9 protein-coding genes are annotated in these 13,957 nt (G+C 45.6%); 8 read left to right on the top strand and 1 reads right to left on the bottom strand.

Going from position 1 to position 13,957, the window contains the following annotated elements:
• Together ACVX3G_RS15900 and ACVX3G_RS15895 are read left to right on the top strand one after the other, a co-directional pair.
• A complete protein-coding gene (locus ACVX3G_RS15900; RefSeq protein ID WP_014195202.1) occupies positions 1 to 1,482 on the top strand; it encodes a class I SAM-dependent DNA methyltransferase in 1,482 nt (493 codons plus the stop codon).
• Positions 1,479 to 2,237: a restriction endonuclease subunit S gene (locus ACVX3G_RS15895; RefSeq protein ID WP_014195203.1), complete on the top strand. Its 759-nt coding sequence runs from the start codon at positions 1,479 to 1,481 to the stop codon at positions 2,235 to 2,237. The genes ACVX3G_RS15900 and ACVX3G_RS15895 overlap by 4 nt, the downstream gene beginning before the upstream one ends.
• 331 nt (positions 2,238 to 2,568) lie before the next feature.
• On the opposite strand, the gene ACVX3G_RS15890 is transcribed toward ACVX3G_RS15895, so the two are convergent.
• Positions 2,569 to 4,287 (bottom strand): methyl-accepting chemotaxis protein, encoded by a 1,719-nt coding sequence (locus ACVX3G_RS15890; protein WP_014195204.1) that lies wholly within the window; start codon positions 4,285 to 4,287, stop codon positions 2,569 to 2,571.
• A gap of 264 nt (positions 4,288 to 4,551) precedes the next feature.
• Here ACVX3G_RS15890 and ACVX3G_RS15885 point away from each other — a divergent pair, with 264 nt between their 5' ends.
• The 6 genes from ACVX3G_RS15885 (at position 4,552) to ACVX3G_RS15860 (ending at position 13,857) form a co-directional block, all read left to right on the top strand.
• Positions 4,552 to 5,544, top strand: coding sequence for a LacI family DNA-binding transcriptional regulator (locus tag ACVX3G_RS15885; protein WP_025039187.1), 993 nt, complete (start codon positions 4,552 to 4,554; stop codon positions 5,542 to 5,544).
• 125 nt (positions 5,545 to 5,669) lie between these two features.
• Positions 5,670 to 6,956, top strand: a complete 1,287-nt coding sequence (locus tag ACVX3G_RS15880) for a galactooligosaccharide ABC transporter substrate-binding protein GanS (protein WP_025039188.1) — start codon at positions 5,670 to 5,672, stop codon at positions 6,954 to 6,956.
• 145 nt (positions 6,957 to 7,101) lie between these two features.
• Complete coding sequence (locus tag ACVX3G_RS15875) at positions 7,102 to 8,358, top strand: galactooligosaccharide ABC transporter permease GanP (RefSeq protein ID WP_014195207.1); 1,257 nt, start codon at positions 7,102 to 7,104, stop codon at positions 8,356 to 8,358.
• 3 nt (positions 8,359 to 8,361) lie between these two features.
• Positions 8,362 to 9,213 carry a galactooligosaccharide ABC transporter permease GanQ gene (locus tag ACVX3G_RS15870; RefSeq protein ID WP_014195208.1) on the top strand — a complete coding sequence of 284 codons (852 nt, stop codon included), beginning with the start codon at positions 8,362 to 8,364 and terminating at the stop codon, positions 9,211 to 9,213.
• 22 nt (positions 9,214 to 9,235) lie between these two features.
• Positions 9,236 to 11,296, top strand: coding sequence for a beta-galactosidase (locus ACVX3G_RS15865; RefSeq protein ID WP_014195209.1), 2,061 nt, complete (start codon positions 9,236 to 9,238; stop codon positions 11,294 to 11,296).
• 116 nt (positions 11,297 to 11,412) lie between these two features.
• The gene (locus ACVX3G_RS15860) at positions 11,413 to 13,857 is read left to right on the top strand and encodes a glycosyl hydrolase 53 family protein (RefSeq protein ID WP_014195210.1); all 2,445 of its coding nucleotides are present in this window, start codon (positions 11,413 to 11,415) and stop codon (positions 13,855 to 13,857) included.
• Positions 13,858 to 13,957 lie beyond the last annotated feature (100 nt).

The raw sequence follows: 13,957 nt of genomic DNA, 5'->3' as shown, positions 1-13,957 counted from the left end.
ATGAACAACCGAGAAATTGTCCAAAAGCTGTGGAACTTGTGCAACGTCTTGCGCGACGACGGCATCACGTACCACCAATATGTCACCGAGCTGACGTATTTGCTGTTTTTGAAAATGATGAAAGAAACCGGGCAAGAATACATCATCCCCGAGCCATACCGTTGGGACGTGCTCGCCAAAAAGGATGGAATCGAGCTGAAAACGTATTACCAACAGCTGCTCATGGCGCTTGGGCAGGAAGAGAACGAACTGTTAAGGCAAATTTACACCGAAGCGACGTCCAACATCCGTGAGCCGAAAAACTTGGAAAAAATCATCCGCACCATCGACGCGCTTGACTGGTACAACGCGAAAGAAGAAGGGCTCGGCGCCTTGTACGAAGGGCTGCTCGAGAAAAACGCGAGCGAATTGAAATCAGGCGCGGGGCAATATTTCACCCCCCGCGTGCTGATTGACGTCATCGTCGAACTCGTTGACCCGAAGCCCGGCGAGCGCTGCCACGACCCGGCGGCGGGGACGTTCGGCTTTATGATCGCCGCCAGCCGCCACGTCCGGGCGAAAACGGACGACTATTTTGATTTATCGGAAGAAGAAATTCGGTTCCAGAAATATGAAGCGTTCTCCGGGGTCGAGCTCGTCCGCGACACGCACCGCCTCGCGGTCATGAACGCCCTCTTGCATGATGTGCACGGCGACATTTTGCTTGGCGACACGCTCTCTCCCCTTGGCGAGCGGCTGAAAGGGTATGACGTCATTTTGACAAACCCGCCGTTTGGCACAAAAAAAGGCGGGGAACGGGCGACACGGACCGACTTTACGTTTATGACGTCAAACAAGCAGCTGAACTTCCTCCAGCACATTTACCGGGCGCTCAGACCAAACGGCAAGGCGCGCGCCGCGGTCGTTGTGCCCGACAACGTGCTGTTTGAAGGCGGCGTCGGCGCCGACATCCGCCGCGACTTGATGGACAAATGCAACGTCCATACGATCTTGCGCTTGCCGACCGGCATTTTCTACGCCCAAGGGGTGAAAACGAACGTCTTGTTCTTCACCCGCGGGGAAACAGACACGGGCAACACGAAAGAAGTATGGGTGTATGATCTTCGCACGAACATGCCGTCGTTTGGCAAGCGCAATCCGTTGACGAAAGACCATTTCGCCGGATTTACGAAAGCCTACACCGCCGAAGACCGCCATCAAGTCGACGATGAACGGTGGAACGTCTTCACCCGCGACGACATCGCCAAAAAAGGCGACAGCCTCGACATCGGTCTCATCGCCGACGAATCGCTGTCCGTGTACGACAACTTGCCCGACCCGATCGACTCGGCTGAAGAAGCGGTGGAGAAATTAGAGCTCGCCATCTCGCTGCTCCATGAAGTCATTGCCGAACTGAAAGCGGCCGAACACCCGACCCGCTACGAACTGGCCAAAACCGAAATGCTCCACGTCGCTGAACGACTCGAGGTGTCAGAACGATGAGCAAGGCCAAACCAAAATCGATGGAACAGCTGCTCGAAGAAGCGCTCGTGCCCAAAGACGAGCAGCCGTACGAAGTGCCGGGGAATTGGGTGTGGGTTCGTTTAAAACATTTGGTTGATTTTTTTAGTGGTTCAGCATTTCCGAATCAGTATCAAGGATATAATGATTTAGAAATCCCGTTTTATAAGGTAGGGAATCTTAAAGATACTGATTCTAATTACTATATTTACAGTGAAGAAAATACTATTTCTGAAGAAATAAGAGTCAAGTTAAAAGCAAAAAAAGTTCCAAAAGACACTATTCTGTTTGCTAAAATTGGAGAAGCTATAAGACTGAATAGACGCGGTTTAGTTCCGAAGCCAGCATGTATTGATAACAACTTAATGGGGGTTAAATCGAATGAGAATATACTTGACAATAAACTTTTATTATACTGGTCTCTTAAAGAAGATTTTTACAAATATTCTCAAGCTACTGCAGTGCCATCAATTAGAAAAAGCACGTTAGAAGCAATCGCTTTCCCACTGCCTCCCCTAAACGAACAAAAACGCATCGCCAAGAAACTCGACAACTTATTAGAAAAATTAGAGAACGAAAAACAACTCGTTTTGGCAGCGGAGGAAAAGCTCGATTTAGTAAAACAATCCGTTCTCCAGAAAGCCTTCCGCGGCGAGTTGGGGACGAATGACCCGAACGATGGACACGCGATGGAGTTGGTCAAAGAAGCGTTGCTCTCGTCAAGCGGACAGCGGTGACGCTGTTCGCTTGATCGAATCATGATTTTGCATTGTGGGGGATGATGAAAGCTGCGGGGGATTGTGGAAGCGCGCAGAACGATTTCAGTTGTTCATGAACCAAACTGACGGTCAAATAAGCGCAGTGCTTTACAGATTTGGGACTGAAGTCCTCTTTGAACATTTTTCATAAATAACCATATGACTAAAATGCCTCCCAACCTTTCTGTCTCAAAGGATGAGAGGCATTTTATCTGTCCGGCTGCTGTCGAACCCGGTTGAATCAGAGTGATCAAAAATAGCTTATTTTAGTAAAGAAAAAGAGTGAATGTAAAACATATACATTTTTTGCTTACCCGTTTGAATCAAGCGAGTGTTTTGATGCAATCGTAAACTTTTGCACCATTTCTTGCAACGTTTCGGATACATTCGCCAATGAAGCGGCTGCTGACGCAATCTCTTCCATGGAAGCGAGCTGTTCTTCGGTGGAATGGGCCATTGTTTTGGACGTCTCCATCGTCTTTTCGGCTGCAGCGGCGAGTTCCGCAACGGCTGAATCCAGTTCTTGAATACCGGCTGACAGCTGCTGTACGGATGCTGATACGTCTTCCAATTGGGTTGAGATGGTTTGCGAGTTTGCGAAAATTGTGTTGAATTTCGCTGCTGTTTCTTGGGAAGCATCGATGCCGTCTTGAACATTTTGCATCACATCTTCCATGCTCGTTGATGTGTTCTCTACATCTTGATGGATGCTAGACAACAAATGGGTAATTTGTTTTGTCGCTGCTTGCGTTTGTTCGGCCAATTTTCTCACTTCATCGGCCACGACGGCAAATCCCGCCCCATGTTCTCCTGCTCTCGCCGCTTCTATGGCGGCGTTTAAGGAAAGGAGATTCGTCTGCTCCGCGATTTGATGAATCGTGTGGACGACCGCTTCGATTTCTTTTGACCGCTCCTGCAACGTGTGAATCAGTTGTTCTGACCGGAGCACGGCTTGATGAATGTCCTGCATCTGCTCGGCATTTTTTTCGACCGATGTTTTCCCGTCTTCGGCTAAGTTTGTCATATGGACGGCCAAGTGGGCGATGGCTGTCGTACGCTCCGCGATTTGCGAGACGCCCTGCGTCATTTGCTCCATGGCGGCGGCGATTTCATTGGTTTGGCTGCTTTGGCTGTCCGCTCTGCTGGCGACCTCTTGGATGCCGACAGAAACTTGTTCCGTTGACAAGGCTGTTTGCTCCGCGCTCGCTGTCAGTTCCTCTGCAGCCGCGGCGACTTGCTCTGATGCATCCGCGACTCGGGTCAGCATTTGAGAAAGATCGTCTTTCATTTTGTTATAGCTTTCGACAATTTGTCCAATTTCATCACGAGTTTGGTCATTGATGGCAACCGTAAAGTCTCCATTCCCTGCTCGCTGGAGGGCGCTGGAGACGGCGGCCAATCGAGCATGGATGCGACGCGAGAACCATATTGTGGCTGCTGATGCCATCACGAGTATGATGACGGCAGAAAGGATCAATGTTTTCAAAAGGGAAGACACGGCTGTGTCCACATATGTTTGGGGAATCCCCACATAAAACATCCCGATCGTTTCTCCGCGATCGTTTTTGATCGGCATATATGCAGCTTGATACCATTGATGCAAAATATTCACTTCACGGAAGAAGGTGTTCCCTTTCTTTAACACTTGTTCCACCACTTCTGGAGGCGCGGTTGTGCCAACAGCCCGTCGATTGTTCACGATAATGTTGGTGGCAACCCGTGTTTCATTTTGAAAGATCGTGGCCGTTCCGCCCGTTAGGTTTCCGATTTCGTCAACGAGTTGATTGTTGCCATTGATTTTCTCGCTTCCTTTATAAAGCGCTCCGTTTTTGACAGCCCAACTCCCTTCATATTTTTCGTCAAGATAGTGATAGGCCAAGGAAAGACTGGATTTGACTCTTTCAAGCGTTTCTTTTTGGATTCCTTTTTTGATTTGGATGATGGCAGCAGCCGTCAAAACAATGGTTAATAGAATAATGATGCAAAAAATCAAAATATTGATTTTTGTTCCTAGCTTCAACGTTTTCAATGAGCGCTCCCCCTCTCTATTCTTTGTCAAACATATCCATTATTATAGTAATAAAAGAGGAATTCATAAATAGTGTATTGTTCCTAATTCGAATTCTAAAAATGGTAGAGTGGGGAATACTGTCTAGCAAGAATGCCAATAATTTAGCTCAATAAGAAGGAAGTTGCCATGATTCAGGATCATATAGTAAATAATTTTAGTAAAAATATTGCGTATTTGTTATAATACTCATGGATACAACCTAAGCAGAATGGGGTAATGCATATGGCCACGATTCGCGACATTGCTAAACAAGCAGGCTATTCCATTTCAACTGTCTCGCGGGTATTGAACAATGATCCAGATCTTTCGGTATCCGAGGAGACGCGGGAGAAAATTTATGAAGCAGCAGAAAAGTTGAACTACCGCAAGAAAACCATCAGAAAAGTGATTCGCAATATTGCTTTTTTATATTGGTTGACGGATAAAGAGGAATTAGAAGACGTGTATTACAAAACAATGAGGATGGAAATAGAAAATCTGGCGAAAGAGTTTAATCTAGAACTGCAAATGTATAAAATTTCAGATGGCATTGACCAAATTCCAGAGAACATTGAGGGGTTTATTGCCGTTGGAATTTTTTCGGATCGGGAGCTTGAACGTCTGCGATCGATGACGACAAATGGTGTGTTTATTGATTTGTCGCCCGACCCGCGCTGTTTTGATTCGGTGCGCCCGGATTTAACGCAGATCACTGAGCGAGCGATCGACTTCTTTCTTGAGAAAGGGCATACGGACATCGGCTTTATTGGCGGGACGTATCCGAATCCGAATACAGGAAAGGATGAGATGGACTCGCGCGAGCGGGCGTTTCGACATTATATGAAAGCAAAGGGGTTGCTCAACGAAGAGTATATTTTTTGCCACCGGGGATTCTCATTTGACAATGGCTATGAACTCATGACCAAGGCCATTGAAACCCTAGGGGATCGATTGCCTACCGCGTTTTTTGTAGCGGCGGATCCCATTGCTGTCGGTTGTCTGCAGGCGTTGAATGAGCATCGCATTCCTATCCCTGAGCGTGTGAGCGTCATCGGCGTCAATAACATCAGCATTACCAAATACGTATCACCGCCATTGACGACATTCCATATTGATATTCATGAAATTTGCAAAAGTGCGATCGAGTTGTTGCTCGAGCGGATACAAAGAAAGAGAAACATTGTGAAGACATTGCTGTTAGGGGCTGAGCTTATCGTACGGAAAAGTACGAACTAGCCCTCTTTTTTGTTTCGTAAATATTTTTATTAATTTTAGTAAAAAGTTGTTTACATTTTTTATTGTTGGTGCTATATTGAAGGTAGTTAAGCGCTTCCAAATAAGAAGGGGGAATAGGGAAAATGATGAGGAGTATTAGTAAACATCTTGCGCTTATGAGTGTGATGGCTTTTAGTTTGTCTTTAGCTGCATGTGGGCCTAAAGAAAATGCTAATCAAGGATCTCGTGCAGGAGAAAACAAAGAGAGCAATGGAAAAGTAGAGCTCGTCGTTTGGGAAGACATTCAAAAAAGCGCAGGAATTAAAGATGCCATTGCCCAATTTGAAAAGGAAAACAATGTGACAGTAAAAATCATTGAGAAGCCGTATGCGAAACAAATTGAGGATTTGCGTTTAGACGGGCCGGCTGGCACTGGACCGGATGTATTGACGATGCCGAGCGATCAAATTGGGACAGCCGTGACGGAAGGGCTCATTAAAGAATTGAATGTTGAGGAAGACATTCAATCCATCTATACGGAAGCCGCTATGCAGTCGCAAAAAGTAAACAACAAAGTGTATGGTTTGCCAAAAGCGGTCGAGACAACGATGCTTTACTACAATAAAGATCTTATTTCCGAAGAGGAATTGCCGAAAACGCTTGAGGAATGGTATGAGTATTCCAAAAAAGTAACAGATGGCAAAAAATTTGGTTTTTTGGCTCTGTTTGACCAGATTTACTATGCTCAAAGTGTGATGAGTGCGTATGGAGGCTACATTTTTGGCAAGGACGAAAACGGAAATTACAATCCGAACGATATTGGATTAAATAATGCCGGCGCTGTCGAAGGGGCTAAAATGATTCAAAAATTTTATAAAGAACGTCTATTTCCGTCAGGAATGATTGGTGAGCAGGGGATTAATGTACTTGAATCGCTGTTTACGGAAGGCAAAGCAGCAGCGATCATTTCTGGTCCGTGGAATATTGAGCCGTTTACAAAAGCGGGAATCAACTTTGGAGTGACGAAACTTCCAGCGTTACAGAACGGAAAAAATATGAGCGCATTTATTGGGGTAAAAAGCTACAACGTAAGCGCCTACTCGAAACATCCAGATCTTGCTGAAAAATTGGTGATCTTTCTGGCGAATGAAGAAAATTCGAAAAAACGTTATGAAGTGACAAAAGAGGTTCCGGCCGTCAAAGCGTTGGCGGATGATCCGGTGGTGAAAAACAGTGAGGCGGCACGGGCGGTTGCGGAGCAATCTCAATTTTCTGAAATGATCCCGAATATTCCGGAAATGAATGAGGTGTGGAAGCCGGCCGATTCGGCATTGCAAACGATTGCGACTGGAAAAGCAGATCCGAAAGCGGCATTAGATCAAGCCGTGAAAACGATCAAAGGGCAAATTAAGGCGAAACATAGCGGCAAATAAGGGGAGAGAACAAGGTCCTTGCGCTTTCGTTTCTAACAAGGTGCAAGGACCTGCAATAAATCGATCGTGATGGTGTGAAACGATCTTTTTGTTTGATGCGTTTTGTGTTGAAAAAATGTGTTCTTCAAGGAAAGAAGGGGAGTCCATGTCACACCGGAAAATGGCCTTATGTTTATCGATTATTCCTGGCCTAGGTCAATGGTATAACCGACAATGGGCGAAGGGAGTTTTGTTTCTTGTTTTCGCTGCCTCTTTTTTGACGGCGTTTGCCGATCTGTTCAACATGGGGTTTTGGGGGATTGTGACGCTTGGAACAGAAGTGCAACGCGATAATTCGATTTTTCTTTTGGCAGAAGGGATTATTGCGGTCATTGTCGCTTTGTTTGGATTGGCTTTTTATTGTTTCAATTTGTGGGACGCTTATAAAAATGGTGAGCGGAGGGATAGGGGGGATCGGTTGAATACTCTGAAAGAAGAGTACCATCAACTTGTGGAACAAGGATACCCGTATGTTGTTAGCAGCCCTGCTTTTTTTCTTTTGGTTTTTTCTGTTATTTTTCCAGTGTTGTTCAGTTTTGCTTTAGCTTTCACCAACTATGATTTATATCATACTCCTCCTGCCAAGTTGGTCGATTGGGTTGGGTTCGATACATTCCTCAAAATTTTTACGGTTGATATTTGGCGCTCAACCTTTTTTGATGTGTTGTCATGGACGGTCATTTGGACACTCGTTGCTTCCACTCTTCAAGTGGCGGCAGGTATTTTATTGGCGGTGATCGTCAACCAAAAAGACCTTCGGTTGAAGAAATTGTATCGAACCATTTTCGTATTGCCGTGGGCTGTGCCGGGATTTGTGACGATTTTAGTGTTTGCTGGCTTATTTAATGACAGTTTTGGAGCCATCAATCATACAATTTTAGCGGCGCTTGGCATCGATCCAATCCCTTGGATGACTGATGAGCATTGGACGAGGGTGGCGCTCATCCTCATGCAAGGATGGTTGGGATTCCCATATGTGTTTGTCGTGACGACGGGTGTTTTGCAGTCGATTCCTGAAGAATTGTATGAAGCAGCGACGATTGACGGAGCTTCCATGTTTGCCAAATTTCGATATATTACATTGCCGATGGTGCTGTTGGCGATGGCCCCGATTATTATTACACAGTTTACCTTTAACTTTAATAACTTCAACATTATTTATCTGTTTAATGGAGGCGGACCGGCTGTTCCGGGATCGACAGCGGGAGGAACGGATATCCTTGTGTCTTGGATTTATAAATTGACGATGCAATCAAGCCAATATGCGTTGGCTGCCGCTTTAACAATTTTGTTATCTTTGTTTGTCATGGGGATTGCGTTATGGCAATTTCGACGGACCAATTCTTTTAAAGAGGGAGTATAGAACATGAGATCCAGTGTCAGGTCAAAAAAATTCCTTCGCCTCTTCGTATCCTATGCCATTTTAACGTTTGTCGCCGTGGCAATCATCTATCCGCTGCTTTGGACTATTGGTGCCAGCCTGAATCCGGGGAACAGTTTAATCAGCACCACCCTTATCCCCAAAAAACCGACGCTTGATCATTATCGCGAGTTGTTTGCGGGCAAAGAAAGCTTATTGTACGAACGCTGGTATTGGAATTCGATGAAAATTAGCTTTTTTACGATGCTTGGTTCCGTGATTAGTGTTTCGTTTACCGCCTATGCATTTTCGCGCTTTCGATTTAAGGGAAGAAGAAATGCTTTAACGTTGTTTTTGCTGCTGCAAATGGTGCCGCAGTTTTCTGCGTTGATCGCTTTGTTTGTTTTGGCGCAAATGCTTGGGATGCTCAATAGTCACTGGCTATTAATTTTGCTTTATATCGGCGGGCAAATTCCGATGAATACGTACTTGATGAAGGGATATATGGATTCGATCCCGAGAGATCTGGACGAAAGTGCCAAAATCGATGGAGCGAGCAATACGAGGATCTTTTTCCAAATTCTTTTGCCGCTGTCTAAACCAATGATTGCAGTCGTGGCGATGAACGGATTTACCGGACCGCTTGGTGATTTTGTGTTATCATCGGCCATTCTCCGAACTCCTGATGCTTATACGCTTCCGATAGGGCTGTATAATCTCGTTAACGAAGTGATGGGGGCGAGCTATACGACGTTTGCAGCCGGGGCGCTTCTGATTAGCATTCCGGTAGCGATTGTCTTTTTGATGTTGCAACGGAACTTTGTGTCCGGATTGACATTGGGTGGAATCAAAGGATGATGCAGGGAAAGGAGACGACGTAATGCCAAAATATGAACGAACGTATATAACACAAGCGAACTTCATTCTTCATGGAGGAGATTACAACCCTGATCAATGGTTGGATCGGCCGGATCTTTTGCAGGCGGATCTTGAGTTGATGAAACTCTCCCACACAAACACATTCACGATTGGTGTATTTGCTTGGTCTGCTCTCGAACCGGAAGAAGGGGTTTATCGTTTTGAATGGCTCGATAAAGTGTTTGACGACATTTACCGTATTGGCGGGCGGGTGATTTTGGCTACGCCAAGCGGTGCTCGACCAGCATGGTTGTCGCAAAAGTATCCGGAAGTGTTGCGGGTGAATGCGGCGCGTGTTCGACAGTTGCATGGCGGGCGTCATAATCATTGTTTTACCTCGAGCGTATACCGTGAAAAAACTCAACATATCAATCGATTGCTGGCGGAACGGTACGGAGATCATCCTGCTTTGCTCATGTGGCACGTTTCCAATGAATACGGCGGGGAATGCCATTGTAATTTGTGCCAAGAAGCGTTTCGTGAATGGTTGAAAAACAGATACAATCATGATCTTGACGCGCTGAATGCCGCTTGGTGGACGTCATTTTGGAGCCATACGTACACCGACTGGTCGCAAATCGAGTCGCCGTCTCCGATTGGTGAGCATACGATTCATGGGTTGAATCTTGATTGGAAACGGTTTGTGACAGATCAGACGATTTCCTTTTTTGAAAACGAGATCGTTCCGCTTCGGGAGTTGACGCCTCATATTCCGATTACAACGAATTTTATGGCGGATACGCATGACTTAATTCCTTTTCAAGGACTTGACTACAGCAAGTTTGCGAAGCATCTTGACGTCATTAGTTGGGACGCCTATCCTGCTTGGCACAATGATTGGGAGAGCACTGCCGATTTGGCTATGAAAGTCGGTTTTATCAATGATTTGTATCGAAGTTTGAAGCAGCAGCCATTTTTACTGATGGAATGCACGCCGAGTTTGGTGAACTGGCATAAAGTGAACAAAGCGAAGCGGCCAGGCATGCACTTTTTATCTTCGATGCAAATGATCGCTCATGGTTCCGACAGCATCCTCTATTTTCAATGGCGCAAGTCGCGGGGGGCGTTTGAGAAACTTCACGGTGCGGTCGTCGACCATGACAATCGCACGGATAACCGTGTATTTCAAGAAGTTTCTAAAGTTGGGAAAGCACTCGAGAAAATGTCTGGCATCGTCGGAACCAATCGGTCGGCGGAAGTGGCCATTTTGTATGATTGGGAAAACAATTGGGCGTTAAATGATGCGCAAGGATTTGCGACTGAAACGAAACGGTATCCACAAACGCTCGTACAGCATTATCGCCCCTTTTGGGAGCGGGATATCCCTGTTGATGTCATCACGAAGGAACAAGACTTTTCCCGCTACAAATTGCTGATTGCGCCGATGCTTTACTTAGTGAGCGAAGAGACGATTGCTCGTTTGAAACAGTTTGTAGGGAGCGGTGGAACGCTTGTCATGACTTATATAAGTGGAATGGTCAATGAATGTGATTTAGCGTATTTAGGTGGCTGGCATCCCGATTTGAGGAAAACATTCGGCATCGAACCGATCGAAACGGATACTCTTTATCCACGCGATCGAAATTCGGTTCATTATCGTGGACAGTCTTACGAGTTGAAAGACTATGCAACGGTGATCAAGGTGTATACTGCAACAGTCGAAGGAGTTTATGAAGATGATTTTTATGCGGGTACGCCCGCTGTGACGAGCAACCAATACGGGAAAGGTCAAGCCTATTATATTGGCGGCCGCCTAGAGGATCAATTCCATAGAGATTTTTATCAAGAATTGATGGAAAAGCTCGATTTGAGGCCTGTCTTGTTTGTAAAGCATGGAAAAGGAGTATCCGTCCAAGCGCGGCAAGCCCCGGAATGTGATTATGTGTTTATTATGAATTTTACGGAGGAGAAACAGGCTGTTGTTGTTGAGGAAAAGGTGAAGGATCTGTTCACTGGCGAGGAAATCGAAGGGGAGATCACGCTAGGTAAATACGAGGTGCGAGTCGTGGAGAAAAGGAGATAAAGGAGAGAGAATCGTTCAAGCAACAAATCTGTCAAATAGAAAGGCTGGTTTCACACGGCAGCCAATCAAGTGTTTTGGTGTGCGATGTTAAAATAGTCATGGAGGCGGGGGAGAGGATGAGGAAACGATTTTTTTTCATACTAGTCGCCATGATGGTGATGATCATGCCGTTTTCGTCCAATCATATTCATAAAGCAGCGGCTGATTCGTATAATTATTTAATTAACGGGGGATTTGAATCGGATTTTTGGGCTGATGGGTCATGGACAGTCACTGCACAGGATTGGAGTTCTGTTGATCTACAGCGTTTTTCTTATTCAAATGATGCATGGATCGTTCCGAATGAGGGAGATAGCGCCTTTAAATACTGGGTCCGCGATATAGCGAACGGAAATCAAACATTTACATTGAAGCAAACGATCGGACAGCTGCCGCCAGGGAGTTATGAACTTTCTGTTCAATCAATGGGAGGAGCAGGAGACGAAGCGGGTCATATTCAATTGTTCGCAGGCGATCAGATGGCGGAGGCTGTTGTTACAAAAGGATATAATTCTTGGGAGACGGTTAAATTGGAATTCACACTGGAAGAAGAAGCGTTGAACTTTGAAGTCGGTGCAATAGTTACTGGGAAACCGAACGCTTGGGGCTATATGGATCATTTTCAGTTGATATCGCTGAACAGAGCGGGAGGCCGAGAGGGGCCAAAGCCTGTTCCAGCTGATATTTTTGTAAAAAGGGTGGATGGCCTAAGCAAAGGGTTCGTTAAAGGGGTCGATGTTTCGAGTATTATCGCACTTGAGGACAGTGGAGTGAAATTTTACAACGCGGCTGGTAAGAAACAAGATATTTTTAAAACGCTAAAAGAAGCCGGGATCAATTATGTACGGGTGCGCGTATGGAACGATCCTTATGATGAGAAAGGGCATGGGTATGGAGGCGGGAATAACGATTTGAAAAAAGCCATTGAGATTGGAAAGCGAGCTACGGCCAATGGGATGAAGGTGCTAGTGGACTTCCACTATTCCGATTTTTGGGCCGACCCTGCCAAACAACGCCCTCCCAAAGCGTGGGCAAACCTCAATTTTGAAGCAAAAAAGAAAGCTTTATACCGATTCACGAAGGAAAGTTTAGAAGCAATGTTGAAAGAAGAAATTCAAGTCGGAATGGTTCAAATTGGAAATGAAACAAATGGAGCTTTTGTCGGGGAAACGGATTGGGCGAAAATATGTGAGTTGATGAATGCAGGAAGCAGAGCGGTAAGGGAGATGAATCGGAATATACTGGTTGCGCTTCATTTTACGAATCCCGAAACTCCAGGCAGATATGCATCCATAGCGAAAATGCTTGCTGAACATAAAGTGGATTACGATGTGTTCGCTAGCTCCTATTACCCGTTTTGGCATGGTACTTTAGCCAATTTAACGTCTGTGTTGAAACATGTAGCCAATACGTATCATAAAAAAGTGATGGTGGCAGAAACATCCTATCCATATACGAAAAAAGATGGAGACGGCCATGAAAATACAGCTCCAAAGAGTTCTGGACAAATACTGAACTATCCGATTACTGTCCAAGGGCAAGCGAACTCGATTCGAGATGTGATTCAGGCGGTGGCGGCTGTAGGTAAACGGGGGATCGGGGTGTTTTACTGGGAACCTGCATGGATTCCTGTTGGCCCTCCTGAACGTCTCAAGCAAAATGAGAAAAAATGGGAAAAATATGGATCTGGTTGGGCGTCTAGTTTTGCTGCTGAATATGATCCTGATGCGGCGATATGGCACGGGGGGAGTGCTGTAGATAATCAAGCGCTGTTCGATTTTAATGGCCGACCTTTACCATCATTATATGTGTTTAAATATGTAAACACAGGAGCTGTAGCTCCTTTGAAAATCGATGAAATCAAAGACATATATATTCGCGCTATAGTTGGTGAACCGGTTGAGTTGCCTGATACGGTAACAGCTACTTATAATGATGGGAGCCAACGCTCTGTTTCTGTGAAATGGAATCAGGACGAGTTGGATCAAGCGCTGAGAATTGGCATCGGAACACATGTGATTCAAGGTATAGTGGAGGGTGGAGAGACGGTAAAAGCCTATCTTGACATTACGCCGAAGAACTATGTAGTCAATCCGAGCTTCGAGGATCAAGACAGAACGATGTGGACCATCATTTATCGAAACGGCACCTCTCCACATACGGATTATTTGGAGAAAGCTGCGGATGCGAAATCGGGAAACTATTCCCTTCACTTCTATTCGAGTGAGGCTGTTGATTTCCAAGTAGAACAGACGATCACGGGATTGGAGCCCGGATATTATGATTTATCGATGTTTTTGCAAGGAGGAGATGCCTCCGATGCAGAAATATACTTGTATGCGAAAACAGGAGGTAAAGAGTATCGAGCGGCTGCCAGGGTGAATGGTTGGTTGAATTGGAGTCATCCTGAGATTCATGATATTTATATTGGTGACGGAACCGTGACGATCGGAGTGAGCATCAAGGCAAATGGCGGCGCTTGGGGAACGCTGGATGATTTTCAATTATATCGAACTAAGTAACGAACTTTAAAAACCGGGCTGAGAAGAGCCCGGTTCCTTCATGTGTGAGCATGAATTTGGAGATGGAAGATTGCGCTCTGAGTCTTGCATAAGCGGAATC

It is taken from the genome of Geobacillus sp. PLS 41, assembly GCF_056494105.1.
The sequence above is the reverse complement of the archived record's forward strand: the minus strand, read 5'-3'. Positions and strand labels throughout refer to the sequence as shown.

Coding starts and splice junctions, on each gene's coding strand:
- ACVX3G_RS15900 (WP_014195202.1), top strand. CDS start 1: ATGAACAACCGAGAAATTGTCCAAAAGCTGTGGAACTTGTGCAACGTC.
- ACVX3G_RS15895 (WP_014195203.1), top strand. CDS start 1,479: ATGAGCAAGGCCAAACCAAAATCGATGGAACAGCTGCTCGAAGAAGCG.
- ACVX3G_RS15885 (WP_025039187.1), top strand. CDS start 4,552: ATGGCCACGATTCGCGACATTGCTAAACAAGCAGGCTATTCCATTTCA.
- ACVX3G_RS15880 (WP_025039188.1), top strand. CDS start 5,670: ATGAGGAGTATTAGTAAACATCTTGCGCTTATGAGTGTGATGGCTTTT.
- ACVX3G_RS15875 (WP_014195207.1), top strand. CDS start 7,102: ATGTCACACCGGAAAATGGCCTTATGTTTATCGATTATTCCTGGCCTA.
- ACVX3G_RS15870 (WP_014195208.1), top strand. CDS start 8,362: ATGAGATCCAGTGTCAGGTCAAAAAAATTCCTTCGCCTCTTCGTATCC.
- ACVX3G_RS15865 (WP_014195209.1), top strand. CDS start 9,236: ATGCCAAAATATGAACGAACGTATATAACACAAGCGAACTTCATTCTT.
- ACVX3G_RS15860 (WP_014195210.1), top strand. CDS start 11,413: ATGAGGAAACGATTTTTTTTCATACTAGTCGCCATGATGGTGATGATC.